The organism is bacterium, assembly GCA_030693205.1.
In the GTDB taxonomy this organism is placed as follows: Bacteria; Patescibacteriota; Minisyncoccia; order JAHIHE01; family JAHIHE01; genus JAHILZ01.
The window spans coordinates 93,888-117,940 of sequence record JAUYBG010000010.1; the positions used below are offsets into that span (position 1 = coordinate 93,888).

27 protein-coding genes and 2 tRNA genes are annotated in these 24,053 nt (G+C 38.6%); 13 read left to right on the forward strand and 16 right to left on the reverse strand.

From position 1 onward, the window contains the following. Window positions 1–83 precede the first annotated feature (83 nt). The 3 genes from Q8N37_02350 to Q8N37_02360 all read left to right on the forward strand — a co-directional run bounded on the left by Q8N37_02350 (window position 84) and on the right by Q8N37_02360 (window position 2,687). Window positions 84–1,286, forward strand: coding sequence for a S8 family peptidase (locus Q8N37_02350; GenBank protein MDP3057340.1), 1,203 nt, complete (start codon window positions 84–86; stop codon window positions 1,284–1,286). A 63-nt stretch (window positions 1,287–1,349) separates the two neighbouring features. Next, window positions 1,350–1,604, forward strand: coding sequence for a GIY-YIG nuclease family protein (locus Q8N37_02355; protein ID MDP3057341.1), 255 nt, complete (start codon window positions 1,350–1,352; stop codon window positions 1,602–1,604). 255 nt (window positions 1,605–1,859) lie between these two features. Next, window positions 1,860–2,687: a hypothetical protein gene (locus Q8N37_02360; GenBank protein MDP3057342.1), complete on the forward strand. Its 828-nt coding sequence runs from the start codon at window positions 1,860–1,862 to the stop codon at window positions 2,685–2,687. Window positions 2,688–2,749: 62 nt separating this feature from the next. Here the strand turns inward: Q8N37_02360 and Q8N37_02365 are convergent, their stop codons facing one another. After that, window positions 2,750–3,328, reverse strand: a complete 579-nt coding sequence (locus tag Q8N37_02365; protein MDP3057343.1) for a PsbP-related protein — start codon at window positions 3,326–3,328, stop codon at window positions 2,750–2,752. A gap of 342 nt (window positions 3,329–3,670) precedes the next feature. Between Q8N37_02365 and Q8N37_02370 the strand changes: the two genes are divergently transcribed. From Q8N37_02370 to Q8N37_02405, 8 genes are all read left to right on the forward strand, one after another. Next, window positions 3,671–5,383, forward strand: coding sequence for a NosD domain-containing protein (locus Q8N37_02370; GenBank protein ID MDP3057344.1), 1,713 nt, complete (start codon window positions 3,671–3,673; stop codon window positions 5,381–5,383). A gap of 193 nt (window positions 5,384–5,576) precedes the next feature. Then, window positions 5,577–5,789 (forward strand): hypothetical protein, encoded by a 213-nt coding sequence (locus tag Q8N37_02375; protein MDP3057345.1) that lies wholly within the window; start codon window positions 5,577–5,579, stop codon window positions 5,787–5,789. Between the two features lie 49 nt (window positions 5,790–5,838). Then, on the forward strand, window positions 5,839–6,909 hold the full coding sequence (locus Q8N37_02380) for a polyprenyl synthetase family protein (GenBank protein MDP3057346.1): 1,071 nt from the start codon (window positions 5,839–5,841) through the stop codon (window positions 6,907–6,909). Window positions 6,910–7,186: 277 nt separating this feature from the next. Beyond that, entirely contained in the window at window positions 7,187–7,618 is a 432-nt protein-coding gene (gene mraZ / locus Q8N37_02385; GenBank protein ID MDP3057347.1) for a division/cell wall cluster transcriptional repressor MraZ, read from the forward strand. A 31-nt stretch (window positions 7,619–7,649) separates the two neighbouring features. Next, window positions 7,650–8,615 carry a 16S rRNA (cytosine(1402)-N(4))-methyltransferase RsmH gene (rsmH, locus tag Q8N37_02390; protein ID MDP3057348.1) on the forward strand — a complete coding sequence of 322 codons (966 nt, stop codon included), beginning with the start codon at window positions 7,650–7,652 and terminating at the stop codon, window positions 8,613–8,615. A gap of 18 nt (window positions 8,616–8,633) precedes the next feature. Then, window positions 8,634–8,954 carry a hypothetical protein gene (locus Q8N37_02395; GenBank protein MDP3057349.1) on the forward strand — a complete coding sequence of 107 codons (321 nt, stop codon included), beginning with the start codon at window positions 8,634–8,636 and terminating at the stop codon, window positions 8,952–8,954. A gap of 30 nt (window positions 8,955–8,984) precedes the next feature. Then, complete coding sequence (locus Q8N37_02400) at window positions 8,985–10,721, forward strand: penicillin-binding protein 2 (protein ID MDP3057350.1); 1,737 nt, start codon at window positions 8,985–8,987, stop codon at window positions 10,719–10,721. A gap of 5 nt (window positions 10,722–10,726) precedes the next feature. Next, window positions 10,727–11,926: a hypothetical protein gene (locus Q8N37_02405; GenBank protein ID MDP3057351.1), complete on the forward strand. Its 1,200-nt coding sequence runs from the start codon at window positions 10,727–10,729 to the stop codon at window positions 11,924–11,926. A 23-nt stretch (window positions 11,927–11,949) separates the two neighbouring features. Here the strand turns inward: Q8N37_02405 and Q8N37_02410 are convergent, their stop codons facing one another. After that, window positions 11,950–13,002, reverse strand: coding sequence for a peptidoglycan bridge formation glycyltransferase FemA/FemB family protein (locus tag Q8N37_02410; protein MDP3057352.1), 1,053 nt, complete (start codon window positions 13,000–13,002; stop codon window positions 11,950–11,952). A gap of 68 nt (window positions 13,003–13,070) precedes the next feature. Next, window positions 13,071–14,048 (reverse strand): peptidoglycan bridge formation glycyltransferase FemA/FemB family protein, encoded by a 978-nt coding sequence (locus Q8N37_02415; GenBank protein ID MDP3057353.1) that lies wholly within the window; start codon window positions 14,046–14,048, stop codon window positions 13,071–13,073. A 157-nt stretch (window positions 14,049–14,205) separates the two neighbouring features. Here Q8N37_02415 and Q8N37_02420 point away from each other — a divergent pair. Next, window positions 14,206–14,277 (forward strand) — tRNA-Glu (locus Q8N37_02420). Between the two features lie 92 nt (window positions 14,278–14,369). Next, complete coding sequence (locus tag Q8N37_02425; GenBank protein MDP3057354.1) at window positions 14,370–15,113, forward strand: peptidylprolyl isomerase; 744 nt, start codon at window positions 14,370–14,372, stop codon at window positions 15,111–15,113. 105 nt (window positions 15,114–15,218) lie between these two features. Here Q8N37_02425 and Q8N37_02430 read toward each other — a convergent pair whose 3' ends face one another. The 13 genes from Q8N37_02430 to Q8N37_02490 all read right to left on the reverse strand — a co-directional run bounded on the left by Q8N37_02430 (window position 15,219) and on the right by Q8N37_02490 (window position 24,031). Then, entirely contained in the window at window positions 15,219–15,392 is a 174-nt protein-coding gene (locus Q8N37_02430; GenBank protein ID MDP3057355.1) for a hypothetical protein, read from the reverse strand. Beyond that, a complete protein-coding gene (locus Q8N37_02435) occupies window positions 15,393–15,551 on the reverse strand; it encodes a hypothetical protein (protein ID MDP3057356.1) in 159 nt (52 codons plus the stop codon). Between the two features lie 70 nt (window positions 15,552–15,621). Continuing rightward, a complete protein-coding gene (locus Q8N37_02440) occupies window positions 15,622–16,614 on the reverse strand; it encodes an integrase core domain-containing protein (protein ID MDP3057357.1) in 993 nt (330 codons plus the stop codon). 133 nt (window positions 16,615–16,747) lie between these two features. Then, entirely contained in the window at window positions 16,748–17,161 is a 414-nt protein-coding gene (locus Q8N37_02445) for a hypothetical protein (protein ID MDP3057358.1), read from the reverse strand. A gap of 855 nt (window positions 17,162–18,016) precedes the next feature. After that, window positions 18,017–18,739, reverse strand: a complete 723-nt coding sequence (locus Q8N37_02450) for an RsmE family RNA methyltransferase (GenBank protein MDP3057359.1) — start codon at window positions 18,737–18,739, stop codon at window positions 18,017–18,019. A 10-nt stretch (window positions 18,740–18,749) separates the two neighbouring features. Beyond that, a complete protein-coding gene (locus tag Q8N37_02455; protein MDP3057360.1) occupies window positions 18,750–19,289 on the reverse strand; it encodes an ORF6N domain-containing protein in 540 nt (179 codons plus the stop codon). Between the two features lie 48 nt (window positions 19,290–19,337). Beyond that, a tRNA-Leu gene (locus Q8N37_02460) sits at window positions 19,338–19,421 on the reverse strand. A 102-nt stretch (window positions 19,422–19,523) separates the two neighbouring features. Then, on the reverse strand, window positions 19,524–19,976 hold the full coding sequence (locus Q8N37_02465; GenBank protein MDP3057361.1) for a dTDP-4-dehydrorhamnose 3,5-epimerase family protein: 453 nt from the start codon (window positions 19,974–19,976) through the stop codon (window positions 19,524–19,526). Window positions 19,977–19,981: 5 nt separating this feature from the next. Further along, the gene (locus Q8N37_02470) at window positions 19,982–21,040 is read right to left on the reverse strand and encodes a hypothetical protein (GenBank protein ID MDP3057362.1); all 1,059 of its coding nucleotides are present in this window, start codon (window positions 21,038–21,040) and stop codon (window positions 19,982–19,984) included. A gap of 65 nt (window positions 21,041–21,105) precedes the next feature. Then, window positions 21,106–21,906, reverse strand: coding sequence for a hypothetical protein (locus Q8N37_02475; protein ID MDP3057363.1), 801 nt, complete (start codon window positions 21,904–21,906; stop codon window positions 21,106–21,108). Between the two features lie 88 nt (window positions 21,907–21,994). Further along, window positions 21,995–22,288, reverse strand: a complete 294-nt coding sequence (locus tag Q8N37_02480; protein MDP3057364.1) for a hypothetical protein — start codon at window positions 22,286–22,288, stop codon at window positions 21,995–21,997. 113 nt (window positions 22,289–22,401) lie between these two features. After that, window positions 22,402–23,451 (reverse strand): DUF4325 domain-containing protein, encoded by a 1,050-nt coding sequence (locus Q8N37_02485; protein MDP3057365.1) that lies wholly within the window; start codon window positions 23,449–23,451, stop codon window positions 22,402–22,404. A gap of 160 nt (window positions 23,452–23,611) precedes the next feature. Then, window positions 23,612–24,031 carry an iron-sulfur cluster assembly scaffold protein gene (locus Q8N37_02490; GenBank protein ID MDP3057366.1) on the reverse strand — a complete coding sequence of 140 codons (420 nt, stop codon included), beginning with the start codon at window positions 24,029–24,031 and terminating at the stop codon, window positions 23,612–23,614. Window positions 24,032–24,053 lie beyond the last annotated feature (22 nt).

Below are 24,053 nucleotides of genomic sequence, written 5' to 3' on the forward strand. Positions count from 1 at the left end.
ATTAATTAAATTTACCCCGGTTAAATAAATTGCTATGCAATTTAAAATTCTAGTGAATTTTATTTAACGGGGCAGGAAAAACTATGAAAAACAAAATCAAAGTTTTTATTGCCGGCGGTGCGGCAATAATCGCAATCCTTGGCTTAGTTTCGCCGATTTTCGCTTCACAGTCTAATAGTGAACCCTCGCAAAGAAAAATTGTAGTTTTCAAGCAAGGAGTTTTAAGCGAATCGGAGAAAGACGCTTTAGTTGATAATTCAGGCGGAGCAAGAATTAAAGATTTAAAATTAATCAATGGCAAGGCGGTTATTTTGTCTCCAAGAGCGGAAAAAGCCCTGGCAAAAAGACCGGAAGTTTTAAGAATTGACGACGATGCGGTGGTTGAAGCTTTAGTAAAAGGCGGTATTTCTGCCAAGCCTGCTCCTGCTAATCCTGCTGAAATTTTGCCTTGGGGAGTGGATAGAATTGACGCGGAAAAGGTTTGGAGCGCCACCACTGGCGATCCGATTAAAGTCGCAGTGCTTGATACGGGCATTGATATTTATCACCCTGACTTAAAAGCCAATTTAAAGGGAGGATTTAATACCATCAATCCTTTTAAAAGCTATAACGATGACAACGGACATGGCACTCATGTGGCGGGCATTATCGCAGCGGCGGACAATGAAATCGGCGTAATCGGCGTGGGACCAAAAATTGATCTTTATGCGGTTAAAGCGTTGGATCGCAATGGCTCCGGTTATCTTTCCGATATTATCGAAGGCCTTGATTGGGCGATTGCCAACGGCATGCAAGTGGTAAATATGAGTTTGGGAACAACGGCCGATGTGCAATCTTTTCGAGAAGCGGTGCAAAAAGCGAATGCCGCGGGAATTGTGCAGGTAGCGGCTGCGGGCAATAACGGAGTATCTGTAATTTATCCCGCCGCATATTCGGAAGTAATCGCCGTTTCGGCAACTGATAAGACGGATGTTGCCGCTTCTTGGTCTTCTCGCGGGCCGGAAGTTGATTTAGCCGCGCCGGGAGTTTCCATTTATTCAACCTACAAAGGCTCAACATATAAAACTTTAAGTGGTACTTCTATGGCTTCTCCTCATGTCGCTGGCGTCGCGGCCCTGGCTTTGACAACCTCAATTGGTACCTGGGATTTAGACGGTGACGGTGTTTGGGATCCGGTGGAAGTTCAGAATAAGTTGGAGCGAACCGCGGAAGATTTGGGCGCGGAGGGCAGAGATAATTTATACGGCGCAGGGCTGGTTGACGCGGAAGCGGCGGTATTAAGGTAAAACTAAATATGAAAATTAAGAAAATATTCACCCCGTTAAATAATTTTAAATTTTAAAATTCTCATGTATTATGTTTATGTGCTGTTAAGTGAAAAAGACAATAAAAAGTACATAGGTTATACTAAAAATTTAAAATTAAGATTTGAGCTTCACCAGAAAGGGAAAGTGGATTCTACTAAAGACAGGTGTCCTCTGAAATTAATTTATTATGAAGCCTGTTTAAGTCAACATGATGCGACACATCGTGAGAAATATTTAAAAACCTATCATGGGAGTATGTTTATAAAAAATCGGCTCAAATCTTATTTAACTGGGTAAAGAAAAATGAACATCCAAAAAATTCTATCCAATTTTATTTACCGCGGCTATGTTAGCAGTCCTGTTATATTTCGGTTATCGGTCGAAAAATAAAAAAGCCGAATCTATTAAAAAATAAATTTCAACGCTATTTTTTTGCGATTAAAAAGTTTCGCTATACATATATAAAGATAATATAATTAAGCGGATATTGCAAAATATTTGATATTATAATCTTCTTATGCTAAAATGAAATTATAATTGTTAAAATAATTTATGGCTGAAAATAAATTACCATCTATAAAATCACTTTTAATTTTTATCATTGTTTTGTTTGCCCTTATCGTAGCGCTGATTACGGCTATTAATTTTCCTGCGCTTAAAAATTATCCGCCGGTTGTTGTTCAGCCGACAGTAGCTCCAACAATTACGATGGCAGTTCCGACGCTCAAGCCGACAGTAACTTCTATTATTGAAGTAATGAAATGGATAACCTATAGAAATTCAGATATAAGCGTAGGGTTTAAATATTCAAGTACATTGGGAACACCTGAAATTTTCCAAACCGATAATACTAACAAAAAACCTGAGAATGTTTTTGCAGGAAAGAAAATCGATGTTTATTTTAAAGATGCAGACTATAATTGGTTTTCATTTGCAGCTTATACATCTGATTATCAAAGTTTTAAAGATTTCTTTATTTTTAGAGGTAGTGATGATATCAATACAGAATGTCCAAATCCGTTTATATATAACAATAAAGGCGAAGCTTGCAAGATAATAGAAGTCGCAGATAATAAGGTGATTTGGAAAAATTACTTTAATGAGGATGAGTGTTCTCCTGTCTTTGAAAGTCAAATATATTTTAATAATAAAAGTCAATCAATTTATAAAGGATTATCATTTACATTTAACTTAAAAGATGCTGAGAAAAAAGTCACCGATCTTTATAGTTGCATTGATGATAAAGCAACAGAACTGGCATATTTAGAGGCGGTTACTCAGTCAAAAAATATTATGGAAAGAAAAAATTTGTCTGAGAATGACTTACAGAGACTTGATATAATAGATGAAATTTTGGCCAGCTTTAAATTTATCAAATAAATAATTTAAAAAACAACCCGCAAAAGATTGTTTTTTTTATTTTAGTTAGATCGTTTTTTCTATTATTGTTTGTTTAAAAACTTGAATGTGGAAAGAATTTGTTTAAATTGTTCATCGTTTTTACCAACGGGTGCCGAAATTCGATATACATTATCATTTTTAAAGACAAAAACTACCTCAATATCTGTACCCATAGTTACTGGGTCGTGTAACAAAAAAGTTTCAGTTCCGGCAATGGTTATATCCTCTATTTTTTGATACGGAATATCATTTCGATCGTTTTCTGCTTTTCCCGTAACCCAATCATAAATATTTTTATTATTGCTTTTTATCGTTTTTATACTAAGAGGGTTGATAAAAGGAGAATCGAGGAAATCTTTATATTTTATGTCTGACCATTGTATCAAAGATATATCTGTTGAATTTATATCCCAGTGACTAGGATATTTAATTTCATATCCATAGTCTTCGTTCTTGTAACTCTTCAAATTTAATGTATCAATATTAGGAGTAATAATAGGCGTAGAGCTAGGAGTAGCTACTGGTGGTATTTTTTTTCCACTTTCATATACAGCATAAAATATTATGGCTAAAATTATTCCCACCAATAGTAAAGCTTTTGCAATAATAGTTAATTTCATATAAATTTTTATTTATTTATTTTAACATTATAAAGTTATCATAATTAATCTTTTAAGTCAAATTATTGCTTTGATAACTATGCGCGTAAATTATTGACAAATTAGCTAAGATATACTAATCTATATAGGTTCACTTTAAACAAAAAGTGATAGAAGGAAGCTAAAATGCACACTACAATCGAAAGACAAAAAACAAGGAATCTGATAGATTTCCAAGGTATCAACAGAGAAACAAAAAACAATATAGGAGAAAAGTGATCGGAAATGAAAGAAAAAATTAGAAATATATCGAGCGCATTGCTTACGTTTGGAATAATAGTGGTACTATTTTCTAGCGTAGTAATGGCAGCAGATAACACTTTCCAATACCCGCTTGATGTACCATGGAATCCATCCCGTAATTTTAGTGAATGGATAAATAACTGGGATGGAAATGGATCCAATGGTTACCATTTGGGTGTAGATATACCCGCAGATCCACTTATAAAAGTTAAAGCCGCTTCTGACGGTATTGTCATATTTGCCGGTCCAATGATAGGATACGGAAATGTAGTTATAATCAAACACCCAAATAGTGATGTAACTACTCTTTATGGCCATTTGGGCAAAAGTCTCAATGTAAGCAATAAAGATTCTATAAACAAAGGACAAATAATTGGATACATCGGAAACAGTTCAGAAAATGGTGGATGGTTGTTTACGCACTTACATTTTGGTATACGTAAAGGGCTAGACAAAACAACAGCTTTGATTTGCGGTAATTGGCCATATGTCGGGTACTCGCAACCATGTAAAAAATTTACTCATGAACAACAGGTTGACATGTGGTATAACCCATCAGAGTTTATTAAAGAACATCTTCAACCCCCAATCCCGCCAAAACAAAAACTCACAGTTCTCTCTCCCAATGGCGGAGAAAACTGGCCGGTTGGAAGCGAGCAAAAGATCCAGTGGAAGTTTACGGGAAAACAAACAACATCAGTAAAAATTGAACTTCAAAAAAGTTCTTCTTCCTTGTTCACTGAACTCATTGCTATATTTGTTCCAACAGACTATAACGGCGATGGTTCGTATCTTTGGACTATTCCTGCCACTCATGAGACAGGAACTGACTACAAGATAATTGTTACGAGCATAGAAAACTCAAAACGTACTGACACGAGCGATGGATATTTCACCATCAGCGCGCCAGCACCGCCTCCAACCCCCACCGAACCTGTGCATAATGTCAATAAAAATACTGACTACACATCTGTTCAGGGAGCCATAAACGATGCGAATATCGGAGATGAGATCGATGTTTACAGCGGCACGTATTATGAGAACGTGAATGTAAATAAGCAGTTAATACTGGAAGGAATTGGAAATCCTATCGTAGATGCCCATAGCAATGGAAGCGCGATCACGCTTTCCGCGAACGGAATTAGGCTGGAAGGATTTACTGCAATCAATGCCAGCTCTTCAGGAGCAGGAATCTGGATTGCTTCCAACAACAACACGCTGATTGAAAATAATGCCGGCCCGAATAATCACTTCGGTATCTATATGGCCTATTCCAACAATAATACATTGAACGGGAACAATGTAAACTCGAATAATTATCACGGCATTCTGATGGAAGGCGGAAACAATAACAACACATTGATCGGTAATAATATCAGTTCAAACAATATTGATGGCATCTTCCTGTATTCTTCCGGCAACAACACTTTGACTGGCAACAATGTATCGGATAACCACCGTAACGGCATTTATATATGGTATTCCAGCAACAATAACACAGTGAACGGCAACAGCGCCTCGAATAATAGTTATGGGATCGTTTTGGAAGCTTCTATCTACAACAAAGTTTACCAAAATAATCTTGTTAGCAATAGCTATAATGGTTATGATTCAAGCATCGACAATCAATGGGACAATGGCACAGTAGGCAACTATTACAGCGATTATACAGGCATAGACCTGAACGGCGACGGTATAGGTGATACTCCATATCCAATACCCGGAGGCAGCAGCAGAGACAGATACCCGCTGATGAATAAATGGCAAAACTAGAAATTAGCAGAGGTGAAAAATAAAAAACCAATTAGTAAAACCAATAAAAATAAACATTTAAGAAGCTGAATTAAAAGAACATTAATTTCGGCTTATTTTTTTGCTTAAAAAGCTAAAACAGGAAAATATGGATTTTGGCTTTTTTGGTTTTTGGGTGTATAATATAAGAAATAAGTTTTAATATTATCAAATCATGCCCCAAGAAGATCCGGATAAAAAACCGCCGATGAAGCCGGAAGAACTTAATACGATTTTGATTATCGGAGGAATTTTATTTTTGTATATTGTTCCTACGATCATTTTGATGATCTTTCACGCCGGAGCCAGAGAATATCTGGTGGCGTTCACTATATTTATGATCTTGGGAATGATCTTTTGGCACGCGGGAGCCGTACTTAGAGACTAGAAGCGTTTTGTATTTTATGGTTAAATCCATTTTTTTGTTTTTTTAATTTATGATCATTGAGCAAGAATTAAAAAATTTTAAAACTGTTTTTGATAAAGAAATGGAAAAATTTTTGGACTTGAAAATTGTTCAAGCCAAAAAAATATCGCCGGAGGCTTCTGGTGCGGTTCAAAATCTTAAAAATTATGTTTTAGGTTCCGGCAAAAGGATCAGGCCGGCGTTAATGTATTACGCATATTTAGCTTTGGGCGGGAAAAACAAAAAAGAAGCCTTGAGGCTGGCTATGGCATCGGAATTTATCCATGCTTTTTTAATTATCCATGACGATGTTATAGATAGGGATGATTTCAGAAGAGGAATGCCGTCGATCCATTGTATTTATAAAAAAATAGCTCTAAAAGATCATTATTCCGTCAGCGCGCCGCATTATGGGAATTCGCAGGCGATCTCTATCGGCGATATGTGTTTTAGCTTTGTCGGCGAGATTATTTCTCAAAGCAAATTTAATCGCGGCATTAAAGATAAGTTATTAAAAAAAATAAGCGATATTGTATTCAATACGACGATAGGGCAATTCCACGATGTATTCGCGGCGGCGGTGAAAAATGGAATTGACGAGAAGCACGTGTTGACGATTTTGGAATATAAAACAGCCCGCTATACCGTAGAAGGCCCGCTTCATTTGGGAGCGATAATGGCTGGCGCCAGCGGCAGAGTCTTAAAAAGTTTAAGCGATTTTTCAATTCCTCTGGGAATCGCTTTCCAGATCCAAGATGATATTCTTGGTGTTTTCGGATCAAGCCAAGAGACGGGAAAACCGGTTGGCGCCGATATTCGGGAAGGCAAAAAAACATTATTGATCGTCAGAGCGCTGGAGCAGGCAAGCGCGAACCAGAAAAAAGATCTGCATCTTGCCTTGGGAAACGATAAGGCTGGCAGAGAACAGATTGAGAGAGCAAGAAAAATTATTATTGATATCGGGTCTCTCGAATATTCAAAAAGATCCGCGGAAAAATTAGTCAATGCTTCGCGTCTCGTGCTCACGCGCAGCAATTTGAACAAAGAAAGCAAAGAATTTTTTTCCGCCGTAGCGGAGTTTATGATCAAGAGAGATCATTGATTTTTTCATAAATTTTTTGTGAAGGAAAAAATATGAGAGAATGTGGATAAAATGTGAATAAGTTGTAATCTTTTTAGCCCCGTTTTTATTGAAAAACCTTTTAAACAAAAGGTTTTTTGTTTTTTTAAAAAAAATATCAAAGTGTTTGACATAAGATTAAAGTGGGGTATAATTATATTACTGTGGTTGAAAGTGGATAATATTGGGGAAAAGTAAGAAAAACAGTGGAAAACAAAAAATAATTTTTAAGTTAAATTCGCCAGTTGCGCAAAGAATTATGTTTATCGGCCAATACTCGCATCTCATTGATCCGAAAAAAAGATTGGCAGTGCCGTCGAAATTTCGGAAGCAGCTAGGCTCTACCGTGGTTGTCACGAGAGGAATTGACAATTGTCTTTTTGTTTATACCCTGAAGGACTGGAAAGAGCTGGCGGAAAAATTAAGCCATTTGCCGATCTCGAAATCAAACACTCGCGCTTTTGGCCGTTTGATGCTAGCCGGAGCGATGGACGTGGAAATTGATTCACAGGGGCGAATTCTTGTGCCGGATTATTTAAAAGAATATGCCAAGCTCAAGGATAAGGTTGTTATCGCCGGCTTGTATAACCGGCTCGAGATCTGGGACGAAGAAATTTGGAATAATTATAAAAACAAAACTGAAAAAGAAAGCTCCAGCATCGCCGAACAGCTGGGAGAGTTGGGAGTTTAGTTAAAAATTTAAATTTAGATATTTTACAGATATGGCTCATGTACCGGTTCTATTAAAGGAGGTGCTTCAGTATTTGGATCCTAAACCGAATGAAAATTTTCTTGACGCAACGCTGGGAGACGGAGGGCACGCGAAAGAAATTTTGAAACTAACCGCGCCGGATGGAAAATTACTGGGAATCGATAAGGATATAAATTCGATAAAGATCGCCGAAGAAAATCTCGCGGAGTTTAAAGACAGGGTTATGATCGTTCACGGAAATTTTCTGGATATAAAAAAAATTGTTGCGGATAATCCCGAAGCGGGAAAGTTGAGCGGCATATTGGCGGATCTGGGATTGAGTTCCAGGCAGTTCGAGGAAAGCGGCAGGGGATTTTCTTTCCAGCGCGATGAGCCTCTGATCATGAGTATGTCTTGGCCCCTCAAGGAAGGGCGGAAGATAGCGCTTCAGATAATCAATGAAGCGAGCGCCAGGGAGCTCGAGGAGATCTTTAAAGAATACGGCGAAGAGCGCCTTGCGCGCCCGATCGCCGAAAGAATAGTCCGGGTGCGGGAAGATAAAAGGATCGAGCGGACTCTGGAACTGGCCGATATCGCCATCAGCGCTTATAAGAAGTTTTTTGGAGACAAGACATGGCATGTTCATCCCGCGACAAAGATTTTTATGGCCTTGAGGATCGCGGTCAATGAAGAGCTGGCGGATCTCGAAAAATTCTTGCCTGACGCTTTGAGCGTATTGCCGGAAAAAGGGAGGCTCGCGGTTATAAGTTTTCATTCTCTTGAAGACAGGATAGCAAAAAATTTTTTCCGGCGGGAGTCTCATGGCTGTGTTTGCACTAAAGATCAGATGGAATGCGTTTGCGGCCACGAGCGAAGTCTGAAAATAATCACCAAGCGGCCGGTTGGCGCAAGCGCGGATGAAATGGAAAAAAATCCCAGGAGCCGAAGCGCTAAATTGCGAGTAGCGGAAAAATTAAGCATATCAAACGATTATTAATATTTTTACAAGATCAATATGGAAGCTAACTATTGTTCAATCCGAGAAAAACCCAACTACACTTTTTTAGGCCTGGCTGTTTTCTTTTTGATCGCCGTCAGTTCTTTGGGTTATTTTACCCAGACGAATGCCGCGTCTTCTTTGGGCTATGAAATCAAGTTTTATCAGAAAAAAATAGACAAGCTGACCGGTGAAAATCAGAAGATGAAAATAACCATTGCCGAAAAGTCTTCTTTTAAAAAGATCAGTGAAAATGGCAGCGCGGAAAAAATGAATCTTGTCAGCGTATCGGATCAGCGCTATTTGCTGATATCGTCTTCAAGCTTAGCAAGCAGATAGATTTTGCGCTTTATTTATCTTTTAGAGATTATGGCTGAAAATACTAACAAGCGGATCAATTTTGCATTGCTGTTAATTTTTTTATTTTCCGGCGTGGTTCTTTACAGGATGTTCAATTGGCAGATACTCCGGCATTCGTTTTATATCGCTTTGGCCGAAGGCCAGCATAATTTTTTGGGCCAGCTTTTTCCGGACAGGGGAGAGATTTTTATTAAAGACAAATCAAGCTTAAGGCTTGTCGGGGATCGGACAGAATCATATTTTCCGGTGGCGGTAAATAATCGAGGCTATGTCGTTTATGCGGTTCCACGGGATATAAAAGATATTTCAGGCACAATAAAGGTTCTTGAAGGTTTTCTCGGCATTCCCGCCCAAGAGCTGGCGAAACGGCTTAATAAGCCGAATGATTCTTATGAAATACTTGCCCACAAGGTTCCGGAGGAAATGGTAAAGAAAATCGAAGAAGCGAAGCTTAAAGGCATAAAAAGCGAGGAAGAGGCGTGGCGGTATTGGCCGGAGAATAATTTTATGAGCCATGTTTTGGGGTTTGTGGGCTATTCCGGATCTAAAAGAGTGGGGCAATACGGGCTGGAAGGATATTACAATAGCAATCTTGAAGGCCAAAGCGGCTTAATCGAATCAGAGCAGGATGTTGGAGGCAAGTGGATTACTTTTGGAATGAAACAATATGTTCCGGCGCGAAATGGAGTGGATCTGATACTGACCATTGATAGATCGATACAATATAAAGTTGAGCAGGTTCTTAACAAGAAAGCGGAAGAGATCAAAGCCGTATCCGCTTCGGCGATAGTAATGGATCCGGCGACCGGAAAGATCCTGGCGATGGCCAGTTGGCCGAATTTCGATTTGAATAATTATTCGGCTGTAAAAAATTACGATACATTTTTAAATACGAATATCCAATCGAGGTACGAGCCGGGTTCGGTGATAAAATCTTTTACGATGGCCGCGGCGTTGAATGAAGGCAAGATCACGCCGGATACCGTATATGAAGATAAGGGAAAAATGATCATTGATGGCTGGCCGGTAAGCAACGCGGAAAATAAAATATATGGCCGCCAGACGATGACTCAGGTTTTGGAAAATTCTATCAACACGGGAGCGATCTTTGCTTCATCGAGGATCGATAAAAATAAATTTTTGGATTATTTTAAAAATTTCGGCTTTGATGTTCCGACCGGAATAGAATTGCAGGGAGAGATCGCGGGGGATTTGAGCAATTTGGACGCAAAAAAAGACGTGGCTTTCGCCAATGCTTCATTTGGACAGGGAATTGCCATGACCCCTCTGGAACTGATCACCGCTTTTTCGAGCCTCGTCAACGGAGGAAAATTGATGAAGCCGTATATTGTTGAAAAAATATTAGAGGGAAATAAAGTCGTTGAAGAGCATTATCCGGAAACGGTTCGCCAGATAATTTCCGAAGGAACTTCCGCCAAGATCATGTCAATGCTTGTGAGCGTGGTAGAGAGCGGACACTCAAAAGGAGCGAAAATAAATGGCTATTGGATCGGAGGCAAAACCGGTACGGCTCAGATCTCTTTTAAAAACAAGAAAGGGTATTCGGATAAGACAGTCCATACTTTTGTGGGTTTTGGTTCCGCTCCCGACCCGAAATTCATTATTTTGGTAAAGTTTGACGAACCGGAGATCGCGGAATACGCCAATGCGTCGGCAACGCCGGTTTTTAGCGAGATCGCAAAATTCTTGGTAAATTATTTGGAGATTCCTCCGAACAGAAAGTGAAATTTATGATAAAATTATTGGCAAAAAAGATCATTGAATTATATAAGCCGACGATCGTCGGGGTTCTTTCTTTTGATTCGGAGTTTGATCCTTCCAGCATCTCTCTCCTTGCTTTATCGAAAAGATTTATTATGGCAAAAAAATCCGTAGAGGTCAGGAACGCGGATGATGTTATCGGAGGGATCTTGAATATAGAAGCGGGTCAGGGTCCGATCAATAAATTTCTTGCGGCTTTGCATTGGCTGGTCTCGAAAAAAACCGATTATCCGGAAATAATTTTGTTTGACATTTCCAATCAATGGGTGCTCAGGGAGATGAGAAGCTTGGCTGATTTTTTGAAATTTAATTTTTTGATAATTTTGCCGCGATCTTCGAAAAAAGATATTATTGACCGGGAAAATATCAGTTTTTTTCTGGCCAAGAATTCAAAGCTTATTTTGAAATCGACCGACAGGAATATCTACGAATTTTTGAAAAAAAAGTGCGCGATCCTGACTTATTCTTCCAAAGACTCGGATATTTTCGCGAGTGATATGGTTCTTCAGTCTAACGGCGGGATAAAAGGAGCCGCCCGATGCGGGATCAGCTTCAAGATCAATTATAAAGGCAGCCTTTTGCCGGTAAGAATAAATTATAGCATAAACGAAAAAGAAGTGTGCAATGTTTTGATCGCCACTCTTTTGGGGCTTGAAATGGGGATGAATTTGGTGGAAATTGCCAGTTCTTTTTCCAATTATCGACCGGTAAACAGCATGAGAGTTCTTAACGGGATAAAGCACAGCGTGATCATTGATAATTCCGATAATTACAATTATGACAGCGCTCATACCGCTTTGGACCATTTTGAAAAAATAAAAGCCAGCCGAAAAATTATTGTGGCGGGCGATATTTTGGGTTTGGGCGTAAAATCGGAAGATCTGCACCGGGAACTTGCCAGAAAGATCTTTGAACAAGGGCTCGATCTGATCTTTTGCGTCGGCGGACGGGGTAATTTTATCTTTGATGAACTGAAAAAGCTTAATTTTCACTCCGACAGGCTTTACAAGTTTGATAGCGCGGGCGAGGTGGAAAAGATCCTTCAGCCCAAAATACAGGAAGATGACGTGATATTGATCAGCGGTTCAAAAGAGATCGGACTGGATCTGGTGGTCAGGCAGATCATGGCCAATCCCACGCCCAATGGCAGGCAGGCGCTGATAAAATAAAAAGTTTTTTTCAAAAAGTTTTTTTAGTAAAAAGCGTTTTTGGCGATTTTTTTATGAAGTTTGAGATACCAAGGTTCTAATTTTTGCCAGACGGAATAAGTCTGTTTTTTAATCGGCAGATCGAGGCATCCGACGAACTCGGTAATATCCGGATTGAATCCCGATTTAAATCGATAGAGTCCCCACCAAGGACTTTTTTCGTTGCGCTCTTTCAAGGGAGGCACGGCAACCATATCATAGGTTTCAAAGCCGTTTTGTTTTGCCCATCGCATCGCGGTCCATTGAAGAGCGTAAGGCGACATGGTTTTTTGGGAATTTCTGGAAGAACCGCCGTCTTTGTACCAGATTTTTTTGCCGAGATGGTAAGCAAATAAAGCCGCCAAAGGTTCGCCATTGAGCGAGGCGATAAAAATTTTTCCCGAGTTAGCCTCGATGCATTTTTTCCAATAACTTAAAATATATTCTTTGGGCCGGATAAAAAAATTCGCGCGGCTGCTTGTTTCTTCGTACAGTTCGTACATAATTTTTATCCCTTCCTGGGAGTTGTCTTCTTTGACAGCGACGCCGTGTTTTTGGGCGAGGCGGATATTGTAGCGGGTTTTTTGTTTGAATCCGGCCAAAATTTCTTCCTCGGTTTTTCGCAAGTCCACGAAAGTTGTGGCCTTGAACTGGAGGTCAAGTTGTGATTTTATCAATCCCAGCGACGCGTATTTTTTTATTTCTTTCTCGGTTTCAACGATCTCCGGTTCGATTTTTATAAGGAGAACGTTGTTTTTTTCGGCAATTTCCGCCAGAGATTTCAAAAGATAATGCCATTGATCGCATGAAAAGCTGGATAAGTTCGGGCCTTTGGGCGCGTACCAGATCCATCCAAAGGGAGTTTTTCTTTTCAAAATTTGAATGGCTAATTTTTTACCATCGTTTTCTTCCAAGATAAAGCGCAAAGGCTGCCATCCCCATTCCGCCTTGAACTCTCCCCACTGGGAAGATTGTAAAAAATGGCCGCCATCGGGATTGGCGACAATAAGTTCGTTCCAATGATTCTCTTCTTCTTTTGTGGCTGGGCGAAAAAGCATTAAATTTATTTAAATTTACCCCGTGAAATAAAATCCTGTAAGGATTTTAGAATGCTTTGCATTCTATTTCACTGGGTGAATTTTTTTCCTAATTTATAAAGTTTGAACCAGAAGCCGGAAAAAGGATGATCGTACGCTCCGATATAATGCGTTCTTTTGCCGCCAAAGCTTTCTTTGAATTTAGTCAGTCCGTGCCACGGATGTTTTTCATCCGCTCCGGCCGGAGAAACGCCATACATATCAAAATTTTCGCAAAGCTTTCTTTTCGCTTCTTTCATGGCGAACCAGACCAGCGCGTTGGCGGCGCGGTAAGAGCCGCTTGAAGCCGCGTGAATATATGAGGCGGTTTTTCCAAAATAAACCACGATGCATCCCGAGATTATTTCCGCGCCGATTTTGGCAAAAAACAGATCAACTTGGCCGGCGGGTTTGAGGGCGTTAATAAGCGTTTGATAGTAGGCGATCGGATGAGTCCGGAAAGAATCGCGTTTGGCGGTTTTTTCGAGAAGTTCCAGGAAATTTTTTATGCCCGCATCAGTCGAGTCAGTGCAAAGCGCCACATTTTTTTTGTCAGCTTGCTTGATCTCGTTTCGGCAGCGTTTCTCAAAGCTTTCGAAGATCTCGTGCTCCGCTCGAGAGATATCTATGATCAGCGAATTTTCGGGCTGAATGGATTTTTCGGCTTTTTTAAATCCTAAGTTTTGAAGAGCGGAAGCGATTTTCTCGTCGGACGTTTTCGGCTCTATTTTCAGGAAGATCGTATCATGATCTTTGGCGATGGATCTAATCTTATTCAAAAAATTTGCAAAGACGGTTTCCGCGTCGTTTTTTTGATTGTCAAAAACCGGGCCATATGGCGCGTAAAAATAAGTTTTTCCAAAGCGCAGGGGATTGATTATGATCAAAGCTTGCCAGTCGTTTTCTTTTAGGTACAGAACTTCTTTGCCGGCGGCTTTTTGAAATTGACCCCATGCCCAGGATTGCAAAAAAGAGCCGTCGTGGCTTAAAATAAACGAATCCCAGTTTTCGCGATTTAGTTCTGACATATTTTTAAATTCTCCAAAGCGCGTATTTTATTGTATAATTATATGGTATTTGACGAGTAGAGTCAATTTTAATTAATGAACTTTATAACTCGATAACTGCCGAGCTCTTGTTATTTTTCCATTTTATCGCTAGAATTATGTTATTGGTTATTTGCGGGGCCCTATCGTCTAGTGGCTAGGACAGGTGGTTCTCATCCACCAAACAGGGGTCCGATTCCCCTTAGGGCTACTAAATAAAATTAATAATTTAAAACCGAGAACGCTAAACGATAAATTCAAAATTTAACGTCGCAGACCCAGCGTTCAAAGTTTATACTATTTATGCAAGAGAAAAAACAGCAAGCGCCGCAGCAAGCGCAACAAGAAGTAAAAGTTACGGAAGATTTTAACAAAAACATCAAAGACCTGGGGTTGGTGATCCTGATCGTAGCCGTCGCCGGCTGGGCGCTTTTTAAGTATGACTCAAGAAATGAAAATAATAATTCAAATAATCAAACTAAAGAACAAACTATGGAAAAACCAGCGATAAAGCAAGTTGAAAAACCGACCAAAGAGGAAGCCGCGAAATATGACGCGATTGCGGACAAAAAAATCGTGGTTATCGAAACCAATAAAGGCGTAATAAAAGCGAAGCTTTATGCGAAAGACGCGCCTTATACGGTGGCGAGTTTTATGAAATTGATCGAAAACGGCTTATATGATGGCTTGATCTTTCATCGGGTAATTGCCGGTTTTATGATCCAGGGAGGCGATCCTTACGGAAATGGCACTGGCGGACCCGGCTATAAATTTGACGATGAACTGAATGCAAAAACTGTTTCTTACAAGGCAGGCTATAAAAAAGGCGTTCTGGCTATGGCAAATTCCGGTCCGAATACCAACGGCAGTCAGTTTTTTATTATGTTAGAGGACTATCAACTACCGAAGAACTATACGATTTTTGGAAAAGTTACCGTCGGCCAAGAAGTGGTGGACGCGATTGGCAAAGTGGCGACAGATAAGAGTAATGATAAACCTCTCGAAGACGTGAAAATAACAAAAGTTTATTTAGAGGATGTAAAATAGTCTCAATTCATAAAATATTTTAAAACGGCTCTCGCGAAGAGAACCGTTTTTTTGTAAAAAAAAGAGGCAGAGCAGCTATATCGCTGGTGCCTTATTGGGCAAGTTTTATTTTTTTACTACATGGTATCCGGTAACTGACATTCTACTGCCGCCAGCGGGATGGGTACCGACAACGGTAAGCAGATTGTCGTCTTGAGGGGTTACCTTTTCCACTATCAGGTTATAAATGTCTCCTTTTTTAGGCGTTTTAATTAATATATTTTGGCCTACTTCTGGCATTTACAACACCACGATCATTTGGTTGGTTCCGCCGTTGAGATTTACTCCTATAGTTGTTTCTGTGGATTCTCCTTTTTCCGTTTTTAAAATAACGGCATCGTTGATTTGTTTGCCACGTTTTGCGTTTGCTTGTTGCACAAAATCTCCTTTATTTGCCATATTTTTTCCTCCAATGTTCTTTTAAAGCTATTTTTGGCTTATATATTTATAGCACAAAAAAGTTATTTTGTCAATAAATTGTATAAGTCCACCCTTTTTTGCACTCCTCGTTAATTTTTAAATTTCTTGGCAAGGATAGGAGATATTGCACCGGCGATAATTTGTTTTGAAAAGCACAATGCGGTCTTTCGGTATTATACCATAAAAGATAATCAATAACTTTTCGGTTGAAATTGTCAGGATTTTCCAACTCTCCTAGATGGTAATCAATGAATTCATCTTGAATCGTGCGGTTGAATCTTTCAATATGCGCGTTCATTTTAGGAGTTCTGGGGTAGGTATGATAATGAATCAAATGCAAGCGATTTAATTCTTCGTTAAAATGCTTCTTGAATTCAGAGCCGTTATCGGTTAAAACGAAAGTAAAAGGAAACGGGAAAGCTTTCTGGCAGTAATCAAAAAAATCTTTAGCGGCTTTTGAGGCGTGGCTGGTGGTGGCCCAGGCAAAAGCAAATCTGGTGTGAATGTCTTCAAAGGTAATTATGTATCTTCTGATTCCGTATACGAATTTCTCTATGGAATCCAAAGCAACCAAATGTCCCGGATATTCTGCTTTAAAATCCTTTGGCTTACGCAATACTTTCTTTCTTTTAAGAGGTTTGATCTTGCCAAAATGAGTGACTTTTTGAGGAAATATTCTTAAGCCCCCTAAGTCCATAATCAGCCTGCCGATAGTGGAAGATTCGGGGCATCGTTGATTATGCTCTTGGCAGAACTTTTTAAGCAAAGGATGAATTTTATCTTTACCCAGATTGGGATGCTTGAATCTTAATCGTTTGATTTCAGAGATCACTTCTTCCGGCCACAATCTTTTTCTTCTGATTATTGGGGCTTTGGATTTCTCGTTCAGAGCTTCGGGCTTTCTGCCGCCGCTGATAAACTTGGCTTTCCAGCCATAGAGAGTTCTCTCCTTGGTCTTAAAGGCATCAAGCGCGGCTTCCAGCCCGTGCTTCTCCCAGAAAGCCAATACTCGAGCTTTATGCAATGCTTTGGCAGTGATCATATATTGGTATTTTAAGGCGTAATTATACAAGGTGATAAAACCTTTAATACCAGTATATTTAGAATGGATTGAATTGTAAAACTCCATTTAGGGTTTCATGGAGTGCAAGATGTATGTGAACTTATGCAATGGACTACTGCGGCAAAACACAGCCGGTTTTTTCTGCCAATTGGCTCATCGGCACCTCTCCTTCCTTTACCGTACCATCGGAAAATTTCCAAGTCGGATATCCTTTTATGCCGGCATCGTTGCAAACTTGCGCGAAAGTCCCAGCTTTGCCGTCTACGGTACATTCTTGATAATTCACATATTGAAAAGATGAACCAAACGCCGCTTTTTGATTTTTACAATATATGCATGTAAAAGCCCCATACATTTTTGCGCCTTTTTCGGTCAAACATTTGGCAAAATTATCATATTTTGACGGAGCAGACGAAGCTACCGTTGGATTAGGGTCTACATTTCCAAAACTGGCTTTATTCAAATAAACCGCCCCGACAATTATCAAAAAAAATCCCAGCACTCCGATTATTACGTTTTTATTCATAGTCGTAATGGATAAATTTAAAGTTATTAACACTTGCTACTTTGTATTATAGCTCATAAAAGAAAAAAACAAAAGCTTTTATGTAAAATTATTTTCATTTTATTATTATTATTTTTATCTTATTTAAAAATCAAAACTGCCGAATCAAATATATAACGCTCAATGGCTTTGTTTTGTGACACTGTATCAATAACTTTAAATAAAAAAAATAAAATCTACCGATGTTAAAATCCCTTGCTAAAGCTCTATTCCGTCAATGGTGGATTAAAAGTGGATAACTTCTCTTTATTAACGCGTAAACATTCCATTTTTAAAACCGACAGCTTGTCGTTTTTTGTTTTATCTAAGCCGTTATTTTTAATTATTGTTGTCAAAACATTGACACTCTTTTTGGGTATGCTATACTTAGTTTAAGATTATATAAGATAAGTTTGTTTAGTGGGTTTTTGGTTGGTGTATCCTTGATCTTTATAGAGGTCAGAGACACACCAACCAAACAAAACAAAAAATCAAAACAAAAAAATCGCCCTTCTGAAAGAATGGCACCAAAAAAACAAACAAACCCCAAAACAAACACAAAATAAAAAAATAAAATTATACTTATATAATCTCTCTCAAAGCATCGATTCACAGGAATCGATTTTTTGATGTCTTTTTTATTTTTAAATTTATAATCATAAACCGATATTTTAAATTTTAAAAGTGCATGTAAGCGCTTTAATAAGCTCAAAACAACATTTATCGACAGATATTAAAAGCTCGCCAATTTATTTTTGATTGTACAAGGGGGTTCAGGGGTTCCCCTATACAAGAAAAAATGATTGGCGAGCTTTGCCAAACACAATAGAGCATTAATTAAGATTGGGCCACAAACCACGAAGCCACTACTGCCGCGGTTTCTGCGCGCAATGTCAGCTTACCCAAACCAGCTGTTTTAAATTTATCGTTTTTTTCTATTTCATCTTTTACCAGTTTCAGCTCCTCCCCGCTCCAACCGCCTTCCGGGCCGATAAAAATTCCGATTTTTTTATTTTTCCCCACTTTTAACTCTTCTCTATCCAATAAAGGATAATTCATTTCAAAAAACAAATTCAGATCATTTTGCTCCGCGCTTTTCAGCGCTTCGTCGAATTTTTGCGGTTCGTACAAAATCGGTAAAATTCCTCTTCCTGACTGCTCAGCCGCTTCCTTGATAATTTTTTCCAATCTTTCTTTTTTGAAACCCAATTTTACGGTTCTGGCGGACACCAATGGAACAATTTCCTTTATCCCGCACTCAGTCGCTTTTTGGACCACCCATTCAAAATTCTCCCGCTTCAAGATCGAACAATATAAAACGCCGTATATTTCCGGCTCATTTTTGTTTATATTATGCTCCAAAATTTCCACTTCCAAAAATTTTTTATCCGATTCGATGATCTTCACCGAGGCCTCATTCAATTTTCCATCAGCCAAAATCAAACTGTCGCCTTTCCCGAGACGTAAAACGTTCCTAGCCTGATTTAAAATCTCCGCATCGTAGATTTTAAAGCGATTTTGTTCCAAACTAAAATTTCCGATAAAACGATGTAAACGCATAAAAATAAATTTATTTTTCTCCCCCAAAACCAATTCTCTTTTGAGGATTGTTTTCTTTTTCTTTAAAAAGTTTTCTTAAGGTATCAAAAACGATTTTAAAACTTTTATCATATTTCTTTTCCAGTCCTTCAATTTTAATTCTCAGTTCGCGATTAGTCGCAATCATTTCTTTTAACTTAATGAAAGTTTTGATAATTTGAATATTTACTTGTATTGCTCTTTTGCTATTCAAAACACTGGAGAGCATAGCAACTCCATGCTCAGTAAAAACCAAAGGCGCTTTTCTTGTTCCGCCCCAACTTGATGTCCCAATTTGGGATATCAAAAATTGCGATTGCCAAATTTCAACTTCTTTTTTATTAAGCTGAAACATAAATTCTTCTGGAAATCTATCCATATTTCTACGAACAACCCGATTAAGAATTCTCGTTTCCACCCCATAAAGCTCTGCCAAATCCCTATCAAATATAACTTTCTTGCCTCTGATAAAAAATATTTTACTCTCTATCGTTTCATTAACCAAGATAATTGATTGATCTTTTGACGGCATAAATTTTAAAAAATATTAAAATTAAAATTCGGCGCGCCCCGTACAAAGTGCTGGGAGGGAGATTTGAACTCCCAAGGGATTGCTCCCAATGGCTCCTAAGGCCATCGCGTATGCCAGTTCCGCCATCCCAGCACTTTAAACGGGGTAAATATGCCCTTTTCCGCCACGGGGGCAACTAATAACCCGCTCTATAGCGGGTATAATAGCAACTTTCCTGCAAATTATCAAGTAAAATTATTCGATCTTGAACGGACTTGCCGGGTCTTTTTCCCAGCGAATTTCGTCAACTTCGCTTTTTTTATCAACCCCTGCATAAAGTTTATCAGGCAAATTTACGCACCACCCGTCAACATCGGAAATACATTTATACCCATGCACTACTCCGGGAGGAACCAATACGGCTGTTTGATTATCTTGGCCGCCTTCTATTTCCAGTTTTTCTTTATAAGTCGGGCTATCGGCCCTATTATCCCATAAATATATCCTGAATTTGCCGGGTCCGATAAAAACAAACAGGTCCGATTGCTCTTTATGCTCATGCGGACCTCGCGCAACGCCCGGCTTTGTCGATGAAATATAGCTCATTGCCGGCGCATATTTTATTTCGTCATTGCGATAAATTTCCACCAGCCATCCCCGAACATCTTCATTCTTCTTCAATTTTTTGATTACCACTCCTTCGATCATATTTTTTAGCTCCCGATGACTTGGCGGATAAAATCCTTAAACTCATCAACTCCGATAAAAATATTGCCGGCCCTGTCTTTTTCATTAATAATATTTATTCCAATCATTTTGCCTTTATTGTCAACCAAAGGACCGCTGCCAAAATACGCGTCGGACGGATTATTGTCTATGCTGATTATTCCATTGGCGCCACGCTCGGAAATAATTCCGGAAAAAACATTATTTCCCAAAGCGACAACCCTTTCCCCGACTTCCGCGTTTATCGAATCGCCCAACGCCACCACCGGCAAATTCTTCGCTTTAATTTTTAAAATTACCATATTGCCTTTTACTGTTCCACCGACAGCCTTGTCAACCGCGTCGTAAAAAGTGATGTTTTCCGAACCGGAAACCGTAAATTCTTTTCCGCCATAACTTACCGTATAATTCACTTCGGTAAAATCGTTTTTGGCCAAATCGATCTTAAAATTCTCGGGATCCCGCGTCAAAATCAAACCATCGCTCGTAATAATAACTCCGTTAAAGTTTCGGTTTTCAATGCTTGTTTTCGGCTTTACGCCGGCTTTTATTTTGGCAGCTGAAAGTTTTTCTCGAAATACGTAATTTGCCGTGATCTTAACCACCGATGGGCTCACTTTTCTGATGCTTTCCAAAATAGCCGAATCATCGGAAATTATTACATTGTTTGTTTGATTGATAATACTGGTGCGGTCGTTAACAGATTTGAAAAAAGCATAATTATTAAACGGCGCTTGCGCTGCCAACTTCGGCATTATTGATTGTTCCATCCAGACCCCGCCGGCTCCGCCAAGAAAAAAAATCAATAAAAAGAACGCCAGCTGATTCAATCTTTTTATCAGTCCTTGCGGCTTATATTGATTATCGGTCGGGATAAAGATCGGATTATTCGCCCCTCGGTTGTTTCCAACCAAAAACTCTTCCATTTTTTTATCTCTGTCTTCTTCTCCGGTGTTCTGTCCGAATTCTTCGCTCTTAACTGAAGTTATTTTTATATCGTTTGTATCTTTCACCCCGTTAGAAAATTTCTGTTTTTGAATATCCATAATAATTTATATGCTTAAATTTGATTATTCTAATCTTTGTTAAAAAATATAATTTCTAACGGGGTTCATAGAGGAAGCCATTTGGTATAATTAAAAATTATAATTATTATTAATGCTGCGAATGCCAATTCGGCTATCACATATTTTTTTTCAAACCGGCCAAAAAGATATTCTTTCAAAACAGATATGATCGTATAGTAAATTATAGTGATTATAAACGCCGCTGTCAAATAACCAAAAGGCCAAAAACCCACTATCCAGCTTATCTGACCGATAACCAATCCGCTCGTCCAGGCATAAAGCAAAAATTCTTGATTAAGATCGGCCTTGTCTGAAATAGAATAGACTTTTAAAACAAAAGAGGACAAAAAGAAAGTAATGGAAAAAATCACCAGCAGCGTAATATAAAAAGGCAGGCCCAAGACCGAATAAATAATAAAAGCATCGGTATACCAAATAAAAGCGACCAAAAAAAGAAGCGCTAAAATCAAGTTTCTTGCGAACTCGTATTTTTTAATAAAATCCTGCGAATCTTCTCCGGTAATATTCGGCAATATTTTATACAGCGAAGAAAAATAATTACTGACGCAAAAAGCAATAAAAAAAACTCCGCCGGTGACAAATAAAAATCCCTTGCCGATAATTTCGCCTGGCGTCAGATAGAAAAATAAAAACCATCCGATAATAAAAAGAAAAGGCAGCCGCGCCAAAGTAAAGCTTTGCCCCCCGACGCTCAAAGACAGGAAAAAGCTCGCTCCCAAAAACAATACCCCGATAAAAAAATCGGAAATATTGGTTATCAATAAGAGTTCAATGATCGCCACAAGCAAAACCGAGAAAAAAATATTTTTGATAATATAATTCATTGCTAAAAGATTTTGATGTTTGTCTTAAAACCCTTCAAAAAACTCGGTATAACATTAAATTGTCATGGTGAGCCTGTCGAACCATATTTCATTTTACTGCTTCTTTATTAAAATTACCCAATCCTCCTAAAATCAGTAATAATCCCCCGATTACATAAGACCATTTTTTAAGGATTGGCGGATCATACGTTATATATTTTATTCGGTAATAGATATAGCCAGATGCCACTATAAAAACTAAACCAAGAGGCCAAACAGGAGAAACCAACATAACAATACCCATAATTCCCCAAAAAATGATTAAAATTTTGAGAAAAGAACGCCCAATTCCCATAGTAGCTATTTTTTCTTTCTCAAGTTGCTTTTGCAAGAAATTTTTCATATTTTTTACATTTTTAAATTAATTAATATTATGAATATTCCAATTTTATTTCTTCTTCCTATGCCCCCCAATCGCCTCGTGCAGAGCTTCAACGGAGAGATAAAACATTTCACCTATTTATTAGACTCATTTTTTGCCCTATCGACCATAAACTTTACCGCTTCATTCATATTTTCTTCCTCAAGTTTGATATCCGGATGTTTTTGCTTAAATACTCTGAATATCTCATCGGCAAATGCCTGACCAACCATAGGTACCTTATCAAAATCAAATAAGATAACTTTAAATTTTTCCAAGCCTGACAAAATTCGGCGCGCCTGCGAACGAGAAACATGAATGCCGCCAACAACATAAAGCTTAACTCGTATTTCTGTTTTATCAAATCCATGATCGCTACCATTGCCAATATTAGTATATTCTTTAAAAATATCATTCAAATGTCGGCTTGAAGCTATGTTTATCTTAAAAATAACTCCAGTGCCTTTTTTAATTTTCTTTACTTTTTGGACAAATACATCGGGAAGCTTATTATTAAAAATCAATCTATAACCGTAACTATCTAAAATAAATTCATCGGCTGACCTCGAAGTGAAAAAAATTCCTTCGCCGGAATGCGACTTGGGCATAGTGGTTGTTTTACCTTTTAAAATATCTTGTATTGCTTCAAGCTCTGAATTTAAATGTTTTTTTTGCATCACGCTTCTCCAAACCCCCATACCTGAATCTTTCACCATAAAAGACAAAACGCCATCGCGAATCAAAACTTCTACTGTAATAATCTTAGATCGTGAATGTTCAATCGCATTATTCAACATTTCAGAAAAAGCATAAGTAAAAATGCTTCGCACGTTTTCCGGCAACTTAGAAAGCAGAGGCGATTTTTTTTCAACTTCATCCAGAACTTTGTGCTCTTCCAACGATACATTTTTAAATGATTTTATAAAGCGCACAGGAAAAATCTCTTGGTGTTTTTGGGCATATTCGGGCAATACATAAAAAGCCTTTCTGGTCGAACCGATCTTTATAAGTTTATTTTTCGATACGAGCAAACCTATGATGCTATTCACATATTGCCTGGAAACGCCAAAAGAAGCGGTTATATCCTTGCTTACCACTTTTCCCTTTGTTTTCGCTATTTCCAAGATCTTTTCTCCTGTTAACATATTTTAATTCAACTGATTGTAAACTAATTATAAACCAATAATATTTAATTGTCAAGTGATTGACAAGTGACCTAGAAACAATTGTCAAGTGATTGACAAGTGACATTTACCCAATAAAAAACATGGAAACTCAGTCTCCATGTTAGTAAAAAACTCTTTGTTATTTCTTCTTCCTGTATTCCTCTATCGCCTTATGCAGAGCTTCGGCAGCCAGATTTGAGCAATGCATCTTGATCGGCGGCAAACTGCCAAGCTCATCCGCCACTTGCATTCTCGTGATCTTCATTGCGTCTTCCAAAGTTTTTCCCATAGCCAATTCAGTCACCATTGAAGAAGTGGCGATCGCGGCCGCGCAACCAAGAGTTTCAAATTTGATGTCTTTGATAAACTCTTCGGTTTTGCTTGCTTCGACTCGTACTCGAGGCGAGCCGGCTACCTTTCTTTTCCCGATCTTAAGATAAATTGTCATTAAATCCCCGCAAACGGGATTTCCCGCCTCGCCCGCCGCGTCCGGGTTTTTCATTTTCCCAATATTACGAGGGTGGGTAAAATGATCGATGACTTTTGATGAATAAACCATAGGTTTAACAAATTTTCAATTT